16 protein-coding genes are annotated in these 18,150 nt (G+C 53.2%); 3 read left to right on the top strand and 13 right to left on the bottom strand.

The window, feature by feature from the left end; genetic code table 11:
* The first annotated feature begins 2 nt into the window (after window positions 1-2).
* The 3 genes from ACFSX3_RS30240 to ACFSX3_RS30230 are packed head-to-tail and all read left to right on the top strand — an operon-like array spanning window position 3 to window position 2,191.
* A complete protein-coding gene (locus ACFSX3_RS30240; protein ID WP_209994113.1) occupies window positions 3-887 on the top strand; it encodes an HAD family hydrolase in 885 nt (294 codons plus the stop codon).
* On the top strand, window positions 884-1,225 hold the full coding sequence (locus ACFSX3_RS30235; RefSeq protein WP_339220248.1) for a DMT family transporter: 342 nt from the start codon (window positions 884-886) through the stop codon (window positions 1,223-1,225). The genes ACFSX3_RS30240 and ACFSX3_RS30235 overlap by 4 nt, the downstream gene beginning before the upstream one ends.
* 39 nt (window positions 1,226-1,264) lie before the next feature.
* Window positions 1,265-2,191, top strand: coding sequence for a metallophosphoesterase family protein (locus ACFSX3_RS30230; protein ID WP_209994114.1), 927 nt, complete (start codon window positions 1,265-1,267; stop codon window positions 2,189-2,191).
* Window positions 2,192-2,314: 123 nt separating this feature from the next.
* On the opposite strand, the gene ACFSX3_RS30225 is transcribed toward ACFSX3_RS30230, so the two are convergent.
* The 13 genes from ACFSX3_RS30225 to ACFSX3_RS30165 all read right to left on the bottom strand — a co-directional run bounded on the left by ACFSX3_RS30225 (window position 2,315) and on the right by ACFSX3_RS30165 (window position 18,119).
* Window positions 2,315-3,142 carry a MetQ/NlpA family ABC transporter substrate-binding protein gene (locus ACFSX3_RS30225; protein ID WP_379258581.1) on the bottom strand — a complete coding sequence of 276 codons (828 nt, stop codon included), beginning with the start codon at window positions 3,140-3,142 and terminating at the stop codon, window positions 2,315-2,317.
* A gap of 55 nt (window positions 3,143-3,197) precedes the next feature.
* Complete coding sequence (locus tag ACFSX3_RS30220) at window positions 3,198-3,860, bottom strand: methionine ABC transporter permease (protein WP_209994116.1); 663 nt, start codon at window positions 3,858-3,860, stop codon at window positions 3,198-3,200.
* Complete coding sequence (locus ACFSX3_RS30215; protein WP_209994142.1) at window positions 3,853-4,614, bottom strand: methionine ABC transporter ATP-binding protein; 762 nt, start codon at window positions 4,612-4,614, stop codon at window positions 3,853-3,855. The genes ACFSX3_RS30220 and ACFSX3_RS30215 overlap by 8 nt, the downstream gene beginning before the upstream one ends.
* A gap of 305 nt (window positions 4,615-4,919) precedes the next feature.
* A complete protein-coding gene (locus ACFSX3_RS30210; protein WP_209994117.1) occupies window positions 4,920-5,882 on the bottom strand; it encodes a carbohydrate ABC transporter permease in 963 nt (320 codons plus the stop codon).
* Window positions 5,882-6,856 carry an ABC transporter permease gene (locus ACFSX3_RS30205; RefSeq protein WP_036700357.1) on the bottom strand — a complete coding sequence of 325 codons (975 nt, stop codon included), beginning with the start codon at window positions 6,854-6,856 and terminating at the stop codon, window positions 5,882-5,884. The genes ACFSX3_RS30210 and ACFSX3_RS30205 overlap by 1 nt, the downstream gene beginning before the upstream one ends.
* A 90-nt stretch (window positions 6,857-6,946) precedes the next feature.
* Window positions 6,947-8,638 carry a sugar ABC transporter substrate-binding protein gene (locus ACFSX3_RS30200; protein ID WP_209994118.1) on the bottom strand — a complete coding sequence of 564 codons (1,692 nt, stop codon included), beginning with the start codon at window positions 8,636-8,638 and terminating at the stop codon, window positions 6,947-6,949.
* A gap of 112 nt (window positions 8,639-8,750) precedes the next feature.
* Window positions 8,751-10,310 (bottom strand): response regulator transcription factor, encoded by a 1,560-nt coding sequence (locus ACFSX3_RS30195; protein ID WP_209994119.1) that lies wholly within the window; start codon window positions 10,308-10,310, stop codon window positions 8,751-8,753.
* Window positions 10,311-10,313: 3 nt separating this feature from the next.
* The gene (locus ACFSX3_RS30190) at window positions 10,314-12,137 is read right to left on the bottom strand and encodes a sensor histidine kinase (protein ID WP_209994120.1); all 1,824 of its coding nucleotides are present in this window, start codon (window positions 12,135-12,137) and stop codon (window positions 10,314-10,316) included.
* Between the two features lie 232 nt (window positions 12,138-12,369).
* A complete protein-coding gene (locus ACFSX3_RS30185) occupies window positions 12,370-13,917 on the bottom strand; it encodes a response regulator (protein ID WP_209994121.1) in 1,548 nt (515 codons plus the stop codon).
* Window positions 13,918-14,292: 375 nt separating this feature from the next.
* Window positions 14,293-14,772 carry a YbaK/EbsC family protein gene (locus tag ACFSX3_RS30180; protein ID WP_209994122.1) on the bottom strand — a complete coding sequence of 160 codons (480 nt, stop codon included), beginning with the start codon at window positions 14,770-14,772 and terminating at the stop codon, window positions 14,293-14,295.
* A 19-nt stretch (window positions 14,773-14,791) separates the two neighbouring features.
* Window positions 14,792-15,355 carry a helix-turn-helix domain-containing protein gene (locus ACFSX3_RS30175; protein WP_209994123.1) on the bottom strand — a complete coding sequence of 188 codons (564 nt, stop codon included), beginning with the start codon at window positions 15,353-15,355 and terminating at the stop codon, window positions 14,792-14,794.
* Window positions 15,356-15,767: 412 nt separating this feature from the next.
* Window positions 15,768-17,159, bottom strand: a complete 1,392-nt coding sequence (locus ACFSX3_RS30170) for an ADP-ribosylglycohydrolase family protein (RefSeq protein WP_209994124.1) — start codon at window positions 17,157-17,159, stop codon at window positions 15,768-15,770.
* Window positions 17,160-17,162: 3 nt separating this feature from the next.
* Entirely contained in the window at window positions 17,163-18,119 is a 957-nt protein-coding gene (locus tag ACFSX3_RS30165; RefSeq protein WP_209994125.1) for a nucleoside hydrolase, read from the bottom strand.
* Window positions 18,120-18,150: the final 31 nt, after the last annotated feature.

Here is an 18,150-nt window from a genome sequence, read left to right as displayed (position 1 = left end):
GCATGACTGAGCTTATCACTCCGCAAGGGAACTATCCCGTATCCGCCATTCTGTTCGACAAGGACGGAACGCTGCTGCAGTTCATCTCCCTCTGGGGAAGCTGGGGCGAATGCTTCCTCACCCAGTTCAACCGTCAGCTTGAGCAGCGCGGCCTGAGGTTCCCCACGCAGCATCTGGCCTCCCTGCTGGGAACGGTTCATGATGCTGAGGGGAGGATTACAGATTATGACCGTAACGGCCCCCTTGCCATGGGGACGATGAGCGATCTGTATGCCATTCTGTCCTGGCAGGGTTATCTGCTTGGCCTATCCTGGGCCGAAGCGGTTGAACTGGTGGACTCCTGCCGGAATGTAGCGGATGCGATGCTGGAGCAGAGCCGTCCGGTCCGCTCTCTCCCCGGGCTGGTGCCCTTTTTGGACGCGTGCGCAGCCCAGGGCATACCTATGGCCGTAGTGACTGCCGATGAAACTGCGGCAGCCGAGAATCATTTGCGCTGGCTGGGCATCCGCCAGTATTTCACCGCCGTGATCGGCACGGATCAGGTGGAGCGGGGCAAGCCCTTCCCCGACATGGCGCTGCTGGCCTGCCAGCGGCTCGGGGTATCTCCGGCCGAAGCCGCCGTCATCGGCGATACGAACGGAGATATGCGGATGGCGAAGGCAGCGGGCGCTGCCGTAGCCATTGGGATTGCCGGCGGAATCAACGCCGGGCTGGCGGCTTCAGCTGCGGCGGAAGGACCGGACGCAAATGCGGGCGGGAACGGGCAGGCGGCAGCAAGCCGGGTTACTGCGGCGGCAGACACGCAGGCTGCCGGGACTCTTTTGCCGGATGCAGATTGTATCGTGTCTTCTTATGCAGAGCTTGGCGTACGAAGGATTACACGATGAAGGCCGAAGGGGCCTTGGCCTGGGTATTTCTTGCCTTGGCTATTGTCTTCGAGCTGTCCGGAACGGTCTCCATGAAGCTGTCTCATGGCCTCACACGGCCCTGGCCCTCTGTGCTGATGTTCGTATTCTACGGAATCAGCTTCACCTCACTGAGTGTCGCACTCACCTCCATCAAAGTTGGAGTCGCTTATGCCGTATGGTCCGGGGCAGGTATCCTCCTGATTTCTCTGGCGGGGGCATTGTTTTTCGAAGAACGGCTGACGGGCTCCTCCCTCCTGTGGGTGACTGTGATTGTAGCGGGGATTGTTGGCTTGAACATTAGTGCCAAGGGGCATTAGCCAAACGAATAAAATATTTCAAGGAGGCTTCGCTTACCTATGAATACATCTTCCATACCGGGCGTTACTGAACCGCTGCTGACGTTCCAGATTATCACCGATACCCATGTCACCGCCGATCCGGAACACGAGTACAACCAGAACTTCGGGCAGGCATTACAGGATTTGGCCTTACACGCACAGGGCAGCAGCGGCATCATGCATATTGGAGATATTACGAACAATGGCTTCCCGGAGGAGTATGAGGAGGTCCAGCGTATTCTTGAACAGCATCAGGCCTCACTGCCGCAGCTTCGTTACACCCTGGGCAACCATGACGTCGGCCTCGGCCATTGGGATTCCCGTCTTGCGATGTATACTTCCCGCATGGGGATGCCAGGTCCTTATCATGATCACTGGACCTCAGGGTATCATTTCATCTTCCTGGGCACTGAGGAAGGGCTGCAGACGTTCTGCCATTTATCCGGCGAGCAGCTGCAGTGGCTGGACCGTAAGCTTGGGGAATGCGCACCGGACAAACCCGAGCCTGACGGGCAAATGCAGCCGTACCCGGAACAGGCTCACCTGCCGAATCAGCCCGTCTTCCTCTTCCTGCACCAGCCGCTGAAGGATACGGTAGCCGGTTCGCTGGAATCCCAGGAATGGTACGGGGTAACTCAGGATCAGGAGCTGCGTACTATTCTGTCGCGGCACCCGCAGACCTTGCTGTTCACCGGGCATACCCACTGGGAGCTGGAAGTCAGCAATACTATGTATCCCGGCAACGGACAGACGGCTACGATGTTCAATGCCGCTTCGGTGGCCTACCTTTGGACGGATGCGGATGAACACAAGAGCGGCAGCCAGGGCTATTATATAGAAGTCTATGCTGATAAAGTGCTTGTACGGGGACGGGACTTCACTACGGGGACATGGATTGAAGCGGCGCAATATGAGGTGGCCTATCCCGTTAACGCTCTACGGTAAATTAGGGAATCATTGATGTATCAAGCAGGAGCAATGTGCTTCCTGCGCAACAAAAAACGGCCTCTCTCCCAAGAGAAGGCCGTTTTTTGTTTACTTCGGTATAGGATGTAACCCGTTTATCTACTATTTAAAAGCAGGCAGCGCGATATCCGCGTAATTATCCTCCAGGAACTTCTTCACTTCCGGGCCGCTGATCGCCTTCGCCAGCTTCTGGATGGCATCGGAATCCTTGTTGTCATCACGGGCAACAAGCGTAATGGTGAAGGCTGAATCTTCACGCTCGGTGATCAGCGCATCCTTCTTCGGAGTCAGACCCAGCGGGCTCGCGTAGGCTGGTGTCATGGCGACCAGATCGGCATCATCCAGCATCCGGGCCAGCATCAGCAGGTCGACTTCCTCGAACTTATAGTTCTTTGGATTGGCGGTAATATCGGCTTGCGTAGCCTGAATCCCTATTCCATCCTTCAGCGTAATTAATCCGGCATCTGCGAACATTTGCAGGGAGCGTCCAATGTTGGACGGATCATTGGCCATGACGAGCGTTGCTCCCTCTGGCAGATCGGCAATGTTCTTGAAGCGTTTGGAGTATCCGCCGTAGATGGCATCATATACAGGCTGAACGGGCACTAGCTTTGCACCTTTGCTAGCATTGAACTGTTCCATGTAAGGGACATGCTGGAAGAAGTTCGCATCCACCTCTTTGTTCGCCAGCGCTTCGTTTGGCTGCACGTTATCGGACAGCACGACAACCTCCATGTCCACGCCTTCTTCCTTCAGAATCGGCTTCACAAGTTCGAGGATATCCGTCATTGGCGGAATCAGCGAGGCTACCTTGATCTTCACAGGTCCGGTGCTGGTTGCCGCCGGTGTCTTTTCCGCTTCTTTACTGTTGCCGCAGCCTGCAAGTGCAAGCGTCAATACAAGCAGGACCAGTGCAAACGTGGTCGTCATTCTTCTTCCTGTTCTTTTCATGATATCTCTCAAGCCCCCATTATTGTATAGTATTCTAGCGTTTGTCGAGCAGTCTGGCTATCGTGCTTCCCGTGAATTGAATGAGCTGCACCAGTACAATCATCACGAGAATGGCGTAGATCATCACCTCAGTCTCGAAGCGCTGATACCCGTAACGGATGGCGAAATCGCCCACCCCGCCGCCGCCGACAACCCCCATTACGGTTGAAAAAGAAATGAAGCTGATCGTAGACGCAGTGAGTCCCAGCACCAGCCCAGAACGGGCCTCTACATATAGAAACTTGAAAATCATTCCCGGCTTCGATGCCCCCATCGACAATGCCGCTTCAATCGTTCCCCGCGGAACCTCCAGCAGTGACTGCTCTACCAGCCGCGAGTAATACGCAATGGCAACGATGGACAGCGGCACCGTGGCTGCCAGGGTGCCAATCGCAGTACCCACCACCAGCCGGGTGAACGGAATCAGCGCCACCACCAGCAGCAGAAACGGAAAGGAACGGACGACATTGACGATGCTGTTCAGCACTAGAGACAGTCCTCTATTCTCATATAACTGGCCTTTGCGGCAAAAATAAAGCAGCGTCCCCAGCGGAAGGCCCAGCAGCAGCGCAGCGCCTATTGAAATGCCGACCATAACAAAGGTCTCTCCGATAGACTGCCACATCTGATCCTGGTATTTCAGCATGCTCTCAAACATGGGAGGCCCCCGTTCTGCCGGTGATCCGCTCGCGGAAGGAGCCTGAATGCGTTCCTGGAGGAAGGAAGCCGCCCTCCTCACGGGAGAAGGAATCTACGATCCGTCCGCTCTCCATGACGGATACCTCGGAACAGATGCTCCGCACGACATCCAGTTCATGGGTAACGATCACAATCGTTACGCCCAGGGAAGCATTGATATTGCGCAGCACCTCCAGAATATCTGCCGTGGTGCCCGGATCAAGCGCAGATGTCGGCTCATCGCACAGCAGCAGCTTCGGACTGTTAGCCAGTGCCCGGGCAATCGCTACCCGCTGGCGCTGTCCTCCGCTGAGCTGGGCCGGATATTGCCCGGCTTTGTCCGCCAGGCCTACGAATTGCAGACATTCCTCCACCCGCTTCATCCGCCTTGCACGCGGCACCCCAGCAAGTTCCAGAGAGATCGCCACATTCCGGCTGACAGTGGCATTGCCGATCAGATTGAAATGCTGAAAGATCATACCGATTCTCTGCCGCTGCCGGCGCAGCTCCTTATCCGGCAACTCCGTAAGCCGCTGCCCGTCAACCATAACCGTTCCTTCATCGGGCCGCTCCAGCAGATTGATCAGCCGCAGTAGCGTGGATTTACCTGCGCCGCTGGTGCCAATAATACCGTGAATGGCACCCGCCTGGACTTCAAGCGATACCTGATCGACAGCCGTATAAGGGCCGTCCTTCAGCGTGAAGCTCTTGCTAACCTGACTCAGCGAAAGAATATGAAGCCCTCCCTTACAGACTGCCTGAACGTACTCTCTGAACCTCAGGATTTATTGTACTATAATTATTTAAAAACTGTTTTAATAAAAATCTCTTTAAATAATAAGGTATTTCTTACGCTGTGTCATCATTTTTTTAAAAATGATTGCTACGTCTATGGACGAGCAGAGCATTATAAGGATGCTCGGGGCTCTATGGGATTATTCAATGGAAGCAGAATAGTAGCACAAAAAGGGGTGCGGCCCCTGATAGGACTGCACCCCTTTTGCTATTTTGCATAGACAAGTCTATTCGCTCTGAACGCTTATTCTTTCACACTGCCGACATTAAGACCCACTACGAAATACTTCTGCATGAACGGATACACCAGCAATATAGGTACGGAGGCGACCACGGTGATAGCTGCCCGGATCGAAATCGGCGTCACCATCGCCCGGGCTGAATTCTGATCCATACCCACCCCGTTGGTTACGGTAGGGTTCCCGTTAGAGTTCATCGTTGAAGATAGCAGCTTCATCAGCTCATATTGCAGTGTACTGAGGTGCTGCTTGGAGGAGGTGTAGATGAAAGCGTCAAACCAGGCGTTCCAGGCTCCAACCGCCACAAACAGTGCAATCGTCGCGAGCACCGGCTTACAAAGCGGGAAGACGACCCGCATGAAGATTTTGAAATCCCCGGCACCGTCGATTTTTGCCGATTCCATCAGGCTCTCCGGTATCGTACCGATGTAAGTGCGGATGACGATCATGTTGAACGCGCTGATCATCGATGGAATAACGTAGACCCAGAAGCTGTTCAACAGGCCCAGGTCCTTAATCAGGAAGTAGTTCGGGATCAGACCTGCGCTGAAATACATCGTCAGCACGAAGATTACCGTAATGAACTTACGGAATACATACTCCCTGCGGCTTAAGGTATACGCCAGCATGGTGGTCAGAAAAATATTAAGCAATGTAGAAACCACTGTACGTGCCACAGATATCAGGAAAGCATCAAAGATCGTTCCGGTGGCAAAAATCGCCTTGTAATTCTGAAAGGTCCATTGTCGTGGCCATAAGTAAATGCCGCCGCGGATCGTATCATTTCCTTCATTAAATGAAACAGCAATCGTATTGATGAATGGATATAAAGTCACAACCACCAGACAGACCATGAAGACCGTATTGAAGGAAGTGAACAAAAACGGTTCAAGTCTGCCGGTGCCCAGGTTTCTTTTCGCCGTAAAGCCTGCTTTATGCCCAGGGCTAATCTGCCGGTTATCCGCCATTATAACAACCTCTCTTCCCCAAGCCGCTTGGAAATCCCGTTAGCCATAAGCAGCAATGTCACGCTGACCACCGTTTTGAAAATCCCGCCAGCGGTTGCGAGTGAATAATTCCCTTGTGCAAGTCCGTATTTAAGCACGAAAATATCTATCGTTTCGGCCCAGTCTACTACCAGTCCGTTGCCGAGCAGGTACTGCACTTCAAAGCCTGCTTCCAGCACATGTCCTATGGACATAATCATCAGAATAACAATGGTCGCCTTGATGCCAGGCAGGGTTACGTGCATCATTTTCTTGTAACGGTTCGCACCATCAATCTCCGCAGCCTCATACAGGGCAGGGTCAATGGAAGCGATGGCTGCCAGATAAATAATAGTATTCCAGCCCACTTCCTTCCACACATGTGAAGCCCCTACGATTCCCCAGAAATACTTGCCTTCACTGAGCCACAGAATCGGCTCTTTAATCAGATGCAGCTTCATCAGAACGATATTTACAATCCCGTCATTGATGGACAGCGAGGTGGCCACAATGCCGGTAACGATAATCCACGATAGGAAATGGGGCAGATAGGAGATCGTCTGCACGGTTCTTTTCCAGAATACTTTCTTAATCTCGTTAAGCAGCAGCGCCAACACGATGGCTGTAACGAAGCCGAGGATCAGATTGATAACCCCCATGGCCAGCGTATTGCGCAGGACCCGAATGAAGTTATCATCGGTGAACAAAAACTTGAACTGCTTCAGTCCTACCCATTCCTGCTCGCCAAAGGACTTGGCCGGTCTGTAGTTCTGGAACGCCATTGTCCAGCCCCATACGGGAACGTAGGCAAAAAGGATAATGTAGAGCATTAAGGGAACGGACATCCAGATCAGCTGATTCTGATTCTTAATTACGCGCCAGGTAATCGGCTGCTTTTTCTTCTTGTTCTTCTTCGGACGCCGGACGCCAGTATCTATTTCTAAGGTCTCATCCATATTCGTTGTCTCCTACTCCATCAAATTAATGTAAGGTGGAAGGCCGTCACCCGGCCTTCCATCTTCTAAAACCCGGTACCAGACCTTACATTATTTACTCCAGTTCTCGATTCTCCACTTAATCTGCTCATTGATCTTGTCTTCGTAAGCCTTCACATTGGCTTTCTCGATCTGTTCCGTATAATCGGTCCATACGGAATCGAATTCGGCCGGCTTGGCAAGAATGGCTTTCGGCAGGAACTTGGTCTGCAGTTCATTTAGCTTGGTACTGGCAATTTTGGCATCCGAGCCTTCAATCAGGTCGATGGACCAGGCAGGATAATAGACAGGGTTTGGCGGCGGATCGCTGAAGAAGTCGACATAGGAGTTGAAGCCATAGGCATCAAGGACTTCCTTATCGAACGGCTTCAAGCCTGCTTTGTATTCTTCCGGCTGTGCAGCAGCATCGGTGGAGTTGCCGTCGCTGAAGCTTCCTTCTGTTTTAGGCAGATATTCAAACAGTGATTTGGCTTTGTTGCCAAGCTGCCATGTTGCATCGGCTGCATCATCACGCTGCTTCTGGGTTCTCATAAATCTGCCGTTCTCAACGATATAATCCTCGCCTTCCACACCCCAAGAGAACAGCTTCTGCCACTTCTCATCCATCAGGGTGTCGAGCAGCTTGATAATCTTCACCGGATCTTTGGCATTAATGCTGATGCCGAAGCCGTTGTTAAGGTTGAGCACCGCAAGATCGCGGTAGTGATCTTTGGTCGACTCGTCGTATACCAGCGGAAGACCTACATAAGTGCGTTCGATTTTATTCTGAGTCGTCAGTGAATCCTCAGCAGCGTTGAAGTTCCAGTGCTGGTCGAACATCCCCAGAACGGTACCGCTGGACAGCTTAGCCATGTACTGGTCGTAGTTCTGCACGAAGGTTTCTTTGTCGATAATGCCCTTCTCGTTCATCTCGTTCAGCTTCTGATAGTACTGCTTGGCATAATCCTTATTGGCAAATACTTCGGCTACGCCGTCCTTCACGACTACCCCGCCATCGTTCGGATGTCCGATCAGATGCTGAGGTGCGTTGAACAACCCCCAGTTTTTCCAGTCATAGTTCAGAATTTCGAACCCGATGGTCGGGCTTCCATCAATTTTCGGATACTTTGCTTTATATTGCTCAATCAGGTCAAAGTATTGATCCAGTGTCTTAACCTTCGGATAGTTGAATTCCTTAAGCACTGCTTTTTGAATCCAGAAGGCCGGTCCCGAATACCATGAGCTGTTGACCTTACCGTTATATACACCGTAGTTAGGCAGAATATAAATATGTCCGTCATTCGGGTCCTTCATCATGTTCCAGTAGTCTGCATAATGCGCTTTCAAATTCGGCGCATGCTCTTCGATCAGGTCTTCAAGCGGGATATAAGCCCCTGCTGCTGTCAGCTTGGTGCTTCCGGTCATAAGGTCCGGATAATCCTGTCCTGCAATCATAACGCCCAGCTTCTGGTTAATGTCGCCTGCTAAGAATTCCATATCGAAGCTGGCACCGGTCTCCTCTTTGATCTTCTTGTAAATCTTATTATCCGGTGTCGGCTGTTGCCCGGCTACCCCGATAAATGCGCTAACTTTGAACGGTTCAATCTTTCCTCCATTGTTAGCTGAAGCAGATTCCGTGGATGCTGGCTCCTTAGCACTGCCTGTAGTAGCAGCATTGTTGCCCCCGCAGCCTGACAGTGTGAAGCTAAGGGATAACAGAGCAATCAGGGAATACTTGTACGTAACTTTCAACTTGCCCCCCATAAAGCACCTCCATAGTGTATTTTCTTTAATTTGTAAGCACTTACACAAATGAATTATAGAGGTGAACCGTGTGTTAAAATACGACCGAACTAAAGGTATACCCCCGAAAATTTTAGAACTTGGCATGGCGGTACTCATTCGGGCCCATGTGCAGCTCCTTCTCGAACCGTTTCAGAAACTGTCCGTAATTGGCATAACCGACACGTTCGGCAATCTCTGAGAGCTTCAGCCTGCTCCCGCGCAGGAGCTCAGCCGCCGCCTGAATCCGCAGGCGATGCAGCTGTTCATTGAAGGTTATCCCGTTCTTCTTAATCAATAGCTGCCCCAGGTATACCGGATGCAGAAAGAAGATCTCGGCCAGCTTCTGAATGCTCAGACTCTCCTGATAATGCTCCCCGATGTACTGGTTGATCTCCCGGACAATCCCATGCGACATATAATTCTGCTCACGCACCAGAAGATCTATAGCCTTCCCGCCGTAGGACAATAAGCGGCTGAGCAGCCCGCTCAGCGGGGTCATCGCCTGCTGAATCTCTGATACCTCAACACCCGATGCCACTCCGCCCTCCTCGCCTGCGGCTTCTGCCCCCGGTGCGAGTGCGAATATCCGGTACATGAGATGGATTACGAATTTGCGCACTACCTCCGGCGCGACCTGCTGTTCCCGGAAGCTGCGGCCCGCCGCCTCCAGTGCCTCGCGGTAGCCATCCGCGTCCAGGAGATTCACGCAGTCCAGCAGAGCATCCATCAGCCCGATATGGTCATAGTGATAACTGAAGGGCTTGTCCTGCACCCCGCTGTAAGCCAGCACCCCTGCCTGCTCCGGCTCGTAAAAGAAATGTAAAAGAGTCTCTTTGGCCCGGCCATAGCTATCCTCTATGGACAACAAGGAATCCTCCGGGGTTCCCAGCGCGATATGGACATTCCCTCCCCCGTACTCGCGCAGCAGGGTATCCAGCGCTTCAGCTATTCGGCCAGCGTCCCCGTCATCTTCCAAGCTGTCTGTAATCACTCCATACACGATCCCGAGCAATCCCGCTTCCAGATCGATCGTCACCATTGCCTGATATCCGGCCAGCAGGGAGACTGTCCGGCTCCGCACCTCTGTGTACAGCTCCGGGGCCGTCCGGATCAGGCAAATGTTCCAGGAAGCGCTCTCCTTGAAGCCGGGCAGAGTCTCCAGCCATTCCATAAGCTCGGGTTCACCCTTTTTGCCATGAAGTAGCCCCTTGATTAAGGTTGCCGCCTCTTCCCCGGAAGCTGTCTCATGGATTCTTCTGCGGTTCGCCTCCTGTTCCAGCTCCAAGCGGATCTCCCGCAGCTCCTCGGTAGCCTCCTCCGGGAAGACCGGCTTCAGCAGATAGTGATTGATTCCGTAGCTGATGGCCGTGCGGGCATATTCAAACTCACTGTAGCCGCTCAGAATGACGAACTTGGTCGAATCTATCCCTTTCTGCCGCCATTCCCCGATCATCTCCAGACCATTCATCAGCGGCATATGGATATCGGTAATAACCAGATCCGGCTGAAGCTGCTTCATCATCTGCAGTCCCTCCCGGCCGTTGCCGCAGGTTCCGCACAGCTCGAAGCCCAGCTCCTGCCAATCGATCCACATCTCCATACCTTCCAGAGCGCTCGGCTCGTCGTCGATTAATAGCACTTTGTATTTCATCGTCTATACCTCTCTTTCCAGGGAATAATTCTTCTCAAGCAGCTTCAGGGGAATGCCAAAGGTCACTACGGTTCCCTGATCCGGCGTACTGGTTATCTCGAAGCGTACCTGATCCGCGTAATTCAGCTCCAGCCTGCGGTATACATTGCGAATCCCGATGTGAGTCCCGGAGTAATCCTCCTTGCGGACCGCGAACATCAGCTCCTTCAGCTTCTCCGGCTCTATGCCTTTACCATTGTCGGATACTGTAATCTGCAGCCTGTTATCCAGCACGGCCGCAGCCACCTTGATGACCCCCAGCCCCTCAATGGTCTGCAGGCCATGCTTGCAGGAATTCTCGACCAGCGGCTGCATGCTCAGCTTCGGTATTTTATAATCCAGGGACTGCTCATCGATCTCAAAGGTATAGTCGAATTTGTCCCGGAACCTGAATTTCTCAATCCTCAGATACATGTCGATAAATGCAATCTCCTCGCGCACGGACACCAGATCCTCCTTCCAGCTCAGCAGTCTGCGCAGCAGCTTCGACAGGCTTTTCACAATATCGGTGACATCGTTATATTTGTTCTTGGTACAGACCACCAGAATCGCATTCAGCGTGTTGAACAGGAAGTGGGGGTTCATCTGGCTCTGCAGGAAATTCAGCTCCGCCCTGACGCGCTCCATCTCCAGGTTCTTGCTCTGGATCTCCAGCTTGTACACATCGTTGATCAAGGAGTGGATTCTGGAGGTCATCCGGTTAAAATTGTGGATTAGCCCGCCAATCTCATCCCGGCCCTCATCGATGGCGATCAGCTCGAACTTCTCGTTCGTCACCTTCTGCATGTGCCGGGCCAGGCGTTTCACCCGGTAATTATAGGAGCGCAGCATGATGTATATGAATATGCTGGTCAACAGAGTAAGCGTTGTCGCTAGGCCCGCTGCGTACAGCCGGATATCGAGAACCGCCTGGGAGATCCGCTCCCCCTGCGTAATTCCGACAATCCGCCAGCCTTTGAGATAATTCGCCGTACCTACAGCCATTACCCGCACCCCCTCGCTGTCGTCCTGGCTGTCGCCCCACTGATCGAATAGAGGATAGGGATCATCCGTAACGTGCTGATAGCCGCTGTCCGCTGACATCACAATCTTGTTCTCCCCATTGATCAGATAGAGGCTCAGGTAATCCCGTTCCCGGACGATAATGTCATAGATCTCACTGAGATCCAGATCAATCCGCAGCACCTTCTCATAGTTGTTCAGATTACGGTAATTGTCCATGGTCTCGATAATGCTGAGCGTAGGGGTGGACGAGGCCAAATTCTTGTTTTCCATCGTCCGGTAAGCAGCAACATATACCTGGGTGGTGGCCTTCTTCGCCTGCCGGTACCAGTCGCTGAACCATACTTTATCGTTCATTACCTGGTAATTGCCCCCGGATACAACCGTTTGGTTGTTCGTGTATATACTGATTCGTTCCAGCTGATTATTAACAGGCATATAGCTGTTCATCCGGTCTCTGAGCTGTTCGTTGAACATGCTGTAGAACTCGATAGAGTCCGTATAGGTCCGGTCCAGCATCTCGTACAGGTTCTTATCCGCAGCCAGCGTGTAGCCGACAGAGACCCCCCCTTCAATAAAATCATGAATATCCTTCCGCGCCCGTTCCATAGAAATCTCCAGATTCTGCTGCTCCCTCGATTTGATGAGATCCGTAATCCGCTCCAGGAACACCAGATTCAGCACCATGATCGGCAGGAGCACACCCACAATGTAGATGAGATAGAACTTGTAGCTTAGCGGAATATCATTGACGATGGTGCCGAATTTAAACCGTTTTGTCGCCATCCCTCACACACACCCGGCTTTCTTAAGATTTCGGGGTCCCCGCAAAGTATCTGAGTAACCTTCGAAGCCAACGCCTCACTTTGTGGGGTTATTTTATCATTATAGAATTTATAAGTTTTCGGGGTCCCCGCAAAGTATCTGAGTAACCTTCGAAGCCAACGTCTCACTTTGTGGGGGTATTATTTCTCGCTGAAACGGTACGTCCTTTAAAGGACAGCAAAGCCGTTTCCACTTAGAGCTGTTTATTGTTGTGGGCATTCTTGTACACCGAAGGTGACGAACCCACCTTATTCTTGAACTTGTCGATGAAATAATCGGTATTGGAAAAGCCCACCTGCACCGCGATATCCGATATCTTGAGCTGGGTGCGCTTCAGCAGGCTCTTGGCCGCTTCGATCCGCTTCTCATTCAGATAATCGCTGAAGCTGCGTCCCGTCTCCTTGCGGAACAGCTGGCCCAGATAAGCCGAATTCATATGAAACTGCCGGGCGAGGTCCTGGAGCTGCAGCTTGCTGCGGAATTCCAGATCCACGTATTGGATCACATTATAGATGGTATTCCCCTCGTTGCCTGCCCGCAGCTCGGTAAGGTACGCCGCTGTCTCCAGACAGAGCCGGTCCACATACAGGCTAAGCTTGTAATAGTCCGTGAGTCCGCCAAGGTTACCGTACTCCTTGTGCATCGCACACATGATCTGGTCGGGGTCTCCCTGCATCTCGGCAATGCTCCGGCATAAGGTCATCTCCAGATGGGCTACCTCAGCCTGTGCAGCGTCAATATTCACCCGCTTGGCGGTCATGGCTGCGAAGGTTTCCCTAGCAGCGGCCCGGATTCTCTCAGGCACGCCTTCCTTCACCTCGTCAAGCACACGTGTAAAGTGCCCGTCAGTGAATTCGGGAGACAAGCGGGCCGTACGCAGATCGTTGTAGTAGAAAATCCCGCCCCGCTCCTTCCGGTACTTCAGCCCCCACACCTCAAGTGTCTGAGTGTAAAGCTCTTGGACGGAGCGCAAACCGTTCCCCCGGCCGCTGATCATTACAGCCACCGGTACCCCCAGCTTCGCTGACTGCACCTTTTGCACCTGAGCGGCTGCTGCCTCCAGCGCTTCTGTGGACAGTCCGGCTGAGCGAACCAGGAGCCCGGCCCTTCCGGCCGGGTCCTGGAACACATAGCCAAGGTGATCCGGGAAGCCTTCGGTATCCCCTTCGTTCAGGCTCACCGTACCTGAACCTGAGATGGCAGCAGCAAGAATGCATTGCAGCTCAGTATCCGGCTGAAGCCCGAGCAGACCGCAGGCGGCGTGTTCCAGCTCCCCACTCCAATCCCCCTGGACACAGCGGCTGATCAGATTATGCACCAGAATATTGTGCTTCTTCTGCCCTTCTAATCTGGAAGCGGTTTCATAATGAATAATAGCACTGATCTTCCCCAGCAGCTCCTCGATCTCCTCATCATCCACCGGCTTCAGCAGGTAGCCGTCCACCTTGTGACGCAGCGCGGTCCGGGCATAGTTGAAATCGTCATACCCGCTCAGGATCACGAACCGGGGCGGCGGGTCCACCGTTTCCTTCACCGCCGCAATCAGCTCCAGGCCGCTCATCACCGGAAGATTGATATCCGTCAGCAGCAGATCCGGCCTGTGCTCCCGGATCAGCCGCAATGCATCCCCGGCGCTAAGCGCTTCGGCGCATACCTCGAATCCGGATTTCTCCCAGTCCACCATCGTTCGGAGTCCTTCCAGAACCCAGGGTTCATCGTCCACAATCATGACTTTCAGCATGAGCTCCGCTCCCCTCTCAATAATCAAAATTTGGTAAGTAATTGAATTACAAGTAATGCTAACATACAAGTTCAATCATGTGAATGTTAAGTTAAGTGGATGTCATGCCCTTATCTAGCATTACTTATTCAGCACAAACAGGGAAGACCGCAGCCATTGTCGTATGGCGGTGGTTTTCCCTGTTCTTTTCAGCACTTAAATTTTATGCGCTGAAATATTGATCAGGCAGATACTGTGGATCGATTCGTGCGATACAATCCGGTTACTCAGTTTCTACCACCAATCTTTTTATTACTGTATCTCCATCTTGGCAAAACAACCTCCAATTGCTGATATACCCTACTGGACGAGATAGCTGCATTCTGCGAGAGCAAGTTACGTAATCGACATCACTTGTCCGCCTGTCATGGCGACAAGCTGCTCGGCAGTTACCTCGAATACCGTTTTCGGATGTCCGGCGGCAGCCCATAATGTTTTGTATTGAAACAGATCTTCGTCAACAATCGTCTGAACCGGCTGGATATGTCCAATCGGAGACACGCCACCAATGACAAAACCGGTTTTTTCCCGTACAAAATCTGCGTCCGCTTTACCAACGCGCCGGTCCAGGACGGCCGCGATTTTCTTTTCATTGACCCGGTTAATTCCGCTCGCAATAACTAGAAGCGGACTGTCGATTTCTTTCAATCGAAATACGATCGACTTGGCAATTTGTGCGACATCGCAGCCAAGCGAGTCCGCGGCTGCTTGTGCGGTATGGGCGTTGTCGGACAGCTTGACTACCTTGTTCGGGTAACCTCCTTCGGTCAGTGCGGCTTGTACGCGTCTGCTGCCTTCGTTGTGCAATGATTCCATATGAAACTCCTCCTTCGGATCATTCCTCTTCGTTATAGTACATCGTAACCTGAACCGTTGTTATCGTTGCAGATGGGTTGATATATTGATGCGCGGTATGCCCGGCAAACCTGATCGCTTGTCCAGTCTGCAGCGTATATGATTCGCCCTGTATGTTCATTTGCAGCGTCCCGTCCGTTACGGTCAAAAACTCATATACTCCTTGCTGGTGCGGAGTGGAAGTAAAATCGGTGCCAGCATCCAGCACCATTGTGAACAGCTCCATCCTCGTTTGCGGATCAAACGGAAACAGCATATAGACGCGGCAGCGACCGCCGTCCTCTGTTACGTGCGGTATATGTGCCGGGGTGGCGACAACAACTGCCGCATCATCATCACGCAGCAGGGATGAGAACGAAATATTGAGCCCTGTTGCAATTTTCCAGACGATGGTGACCGTCGGTTGAATATCACCCCGTTCCATCTGGTGCAACATGCCTTTGCTGACATTTGTCAAGGCTGCCAGCTTGTCCAGACTAAGACCACGCTGCTTGCGAATTCGCTGCAAATTCTGTCCAATACGGACGTGAATAGCACCTTCCAATGGGGCACTCCCTCCTATTTCTCCGGTTCGTCGCTTCCCTTAGGCGCGATCAATAAAAGAATGGAGCAATCCGTTATCCAGAAATGGCGTGGTGGCGCGTAGGACAAGGACAACATCAGCTCTGCTATTTTTCGAATGCGCCTGATTTAATGTTTTGCAGCGAAACGGTTAATGGTTCGTTTGATTCGTATATTATAATATACATTCATCCGTTTATACAATACGAAATAAATACACACAAACAGTGGATCTTCCCGATTTCGTATCTTGAAAAAGTGTAAGAACCTTAATCTATTTTTAAGAGAGCAAGCCTTTGATACTAAAAAACGACAAAAAAGCCGCCCAACCGCACCGGATGTTTTCCCCTGAAAACATCCGGTGCGAGGCGACCTCACTGTACCTTAACTCTAATTCATTCCCCAAGCTCCGCCCGCAGCTTCAGGAACACCTGATAGCTCCGCTCCGCGACCTCAGAGATGGCGATCGGGTGGAAGCCCGGCAGATCCGCATACAGCAGGTCGTTCAGCGGTGCGGTCCAATGGACCGGAAGTCTGGCAGCCCCCAGCTTCGCTCCCATAATGGAGCCGACGGTGGCCCCGTTGCAGTCGGTATCCATTCCGGCCGATACGGAGGTGACCACCGCTTTCTCGAAGTCTTCGCCGCCGTAGATCAGCGAGGCGGCCACAATGGCAGCATTGTTATTCGTATGCACCGGGTCGTAATGGCTGAACTCGTTCCAAAGGGTGCTGACCAGTTCACGCTCACTGCTTGCCTGCTGTGCAATTTCAACTCCCCGCAGCACATCCTTAGCCAGTCTGCTCGTCTGCGGAATCTCACTCAGGCCGATCTGCACAATCTCTTGGTTGCTGAGCCCTGCGAACGCCGCTGAGATCATCGCGGCATTGAACATCTCGCCGTAGATTCCATTCTTCACATGCGAGAAGGAGGCATCCCGCCAGCCCAGCTCTGCCGCCAGCTCGGGATGTCCGGCTGCTCCATAAGCCAGTGCATCCGCTCGGATCGCCGCACCGATCCATTCCCGGTACGGATTCAGATGCATCCGTACCCGCTCCTGCCGCAGCGGCCAATCCGCCGGCTTCTCCCCGTGCAAATGGGAGGTCTCCTGAGCAAAGTTCATATAGCTCTGCGTTTCCGCCGTGCAGACCTGACTGTAGGTCAGATGCCCGTGCCACAGCTTGCCGATATCCCAGGAGTCCCAGTTCAACCCTTTTTGCTCCAGCAGCATCAGGCCAAGCACGGTATAACGGATATCATCATCGCTCTCCATGTAGCTGATCTTCTCGCGCGTGCTGGTGAAGGACCAGTCGCTTAAGCCCAGGCCGTATTCCTCCCTTGCCGTGGAATGCTCAGGAGTATAGCCTGTAATCGGCCAGGCATTCGCGCCGCGGAACCACAGCTCGATATTCTCCCAGCCGGTCCGGCCATCCTTCCCGTACAAGTAGTCCCAATATTCCAGCGGCTTGCCCAGCGCGCAACCTACACTCCGCCCAAGCCAGGCCCCGTAGAACCTGTCTCTCCACTGGTCCGGCGTCCAGTCCACCGCAAGCTTGCGCGGACCTTCCGGACGAAGCTGCCTGATCGCTTCCAGATCGGACGGCTCCTGGTAAGGGAAGCTTGCATCCACAGGAAGTGCCATCAGCTCCCGGTATACCTCCATCAGCTTGTCCTCATCGCTCCCGGCCGCATCCAGCTTCTCCGCCAGACTGCCCGGCTGGCAGCCTTCCTCGATCCGCTGCTGCAGCTCGAATCTTACCGTCTCCTGCAGACGTTCCCAGCCCGCCATCCGCTAGGATTCTCCTGCCGGAGACCCCAGCTGCCGGTCTAACCGCTCCAACGAATCGAACAGCAGCTTGATGAAGGCTTCGCGGTCTACACCAAGCAATACCTCGGTATTCGCAGGCTGGTCCGGCTTCTTGCGGCGGTCCGCCACAGTCATGCCGCGGGTAAGCTTGCCTTCGGTCTCTACTGTTACATACAGGTGCTCGGATTCGAACAGCTCCGGGTGCAGCAGCCAGGCAATGGCGCATGGGTCATGCAGCGCATTGCCGACAAAGCCCATTTTCTTCCCGTAGATCGAATAGAAATCCAGCAGCTCGCCGACCATGACGGACACGGGGCCGCGCTTCTTGAGCTCCTGAATCTCCTCTTCAAAGATCGCTGCCTTATCCGTGACATCCAGTCCGCTCATGACAATCGGAATGCCGGATTCAAAAACGATCCGCGCCGCCTCCGGGTCTACATAAATATTGAACTCCGCTGTCCGGGTCACGTTGCCGTAAGCCAGTCCGCCGCCCATTAGCGAGATCTTCTCGATCCGCTCCTTCACTTCCGGGTAAGCGGTAATCAGCAGGGCGATATTCGTCAGCGGGGCGGTAGGCACCAGGGTGATCTTCTCTTCCGAGGCGCGAATAATCTCCAGCATGAATTCTACTGCCCCCTGCTCTACGGGCTTGAACTTGCTCGCGGGCAGCGCCGGGCCGTCCATGCCGGACTCCCCGTGGGCTTCCTCCCCGGTAACAAGCTTGCCCAGCAGCGGCGCCGCAGCGCCCTTGGCCACCGGAATGTCTGCATTTACAAAGCTGAGAATCCTGAGTGCATTGTCGGTGATTTTATCCAGAATCTGGTTGCCGCCAACGGTTGTAATCCCCCGGATATCCAGCTCTCCCGGATGTGCCAGCGCAAGCAGAATGGCAATCGCGTCGTCATGCCCCGGATCGCAGTCAATGATGATAGGTGTTGGCATCGTTGTCACTCCCTCGTAGGTTAATCTTTCC

Source organism: Paenibacillus rhizoplanae, from assembly GCF_042684125.1.
In the GTDB taxonomy this organism is placed as follows: domain Bacteria; phylum Bacillota; class Bacilli; order Paenibacillales; family Paenibacillaceae; genus Paenibacillus_AQ; species Paenibacillus_AQ rhizoplanae.
The sequence above is the reverse complement of the archived record's forward strand: the minus strand, read 5'-3'. Positions and strand labels throughout refer to the sequence as shown.

Coding starts and splice junctions, on each gene's coding strand:
- ACFSX3_RS30240 (WP_209994113.1), top strand. CDS start 3: ATGACTGAGCTTATCACTCCGCAAGGGAACTATCCCGTATCCGCCATT.
- ACFSX3_RS30235 (WP_339220248.1), top strand. CDS start 884: ATGAAGGCCGAAGGGGCCTTGGCCTGGGTATTTCTTGCCTTGGCTATT.
- ACFSX3_RS30230 (WP_209994114.1), top strand. CDS start 1,265: ATGAATACATCTTCCATACCGGGCGTTACTGAACCGCTGCTGACGTTC.
- ACFSX3_RS30225 (WP_379258581.1), bottom strand. CDS start 3,142: ATGACGACCACGTTTGCACTGGTCCTGCTTGTATTGACGCTTGCACTT.
- ACFSX3_RS30220 (WP_209994116.1), bottom strand. CDS start 3,860: ATGTTTGAGAGCATGCTGAAATACCAGGATCAGATGTGGCAGTCTATC.
- ACFSX3_RS30210 (WP_209994117.1), bottom strand. CDS start 5,882: ATGGCGGATAACCGGCAGATTAGCCCTGGGCATAAAGCAGGCTTTACG.
- ACFSX3_RS30205 (WP_036700357.1), bottom strand. CDS start 6,856: ATGGATGAGACCTTAGAAATAGATACTGGCGTCCGGCGTCCGAAGAAG.
- ACFSX3_RS30200 (WP_209994118.1), bottom strand. CDS start 8,638: ATGGGGGGCAAGTTGAAAGTTACGTACAAGTATTCCCTGATTGCTCTG.
- ACFSX3_RS30195 (WP_209994119.1), bottom strand. CDS start 10,310: ATGAAATACAAAGTGCTATTAATCGACGACGAGCCGAGCGCTCTGGAA.
- ACFSX3_RS30190 (WP_209994120.1), bottom strand. CDS start 12,137: ATGGCGACAAAACGGTTTAAATTCGGCACCATCGTCAATGATATTCCG.
- ACFSX3_RS30185 (WP_209994121.1), bottom strand. CDS start 13,917: ATGCTGAAAGTCATGATTGTGGACGATGAACCCTGGGTTCTGGAAGGA.
- ACFSX3_RS30180 (WP_209994122.1), bottom strand. CDS start 14,772: ATGGAATCATTGCACAACGAAGGCAGCAGACGCGTACAAGCCGCACTG.
- ACFSX3_RS30170 (WP_209994124.1), bottom strand. CDS start 17,159: ATGGCGGGCTGGGAACGTCTGCAGGAGACGGTAAGATTCGAGCTGCAG.
- ACFSX3_RS30165 (WP_209994125.1), bottom strand. CDS start 18,119: ATGCCAACACCTATCATCATTGACTGCGATCCGGGGCATGACGACGCG.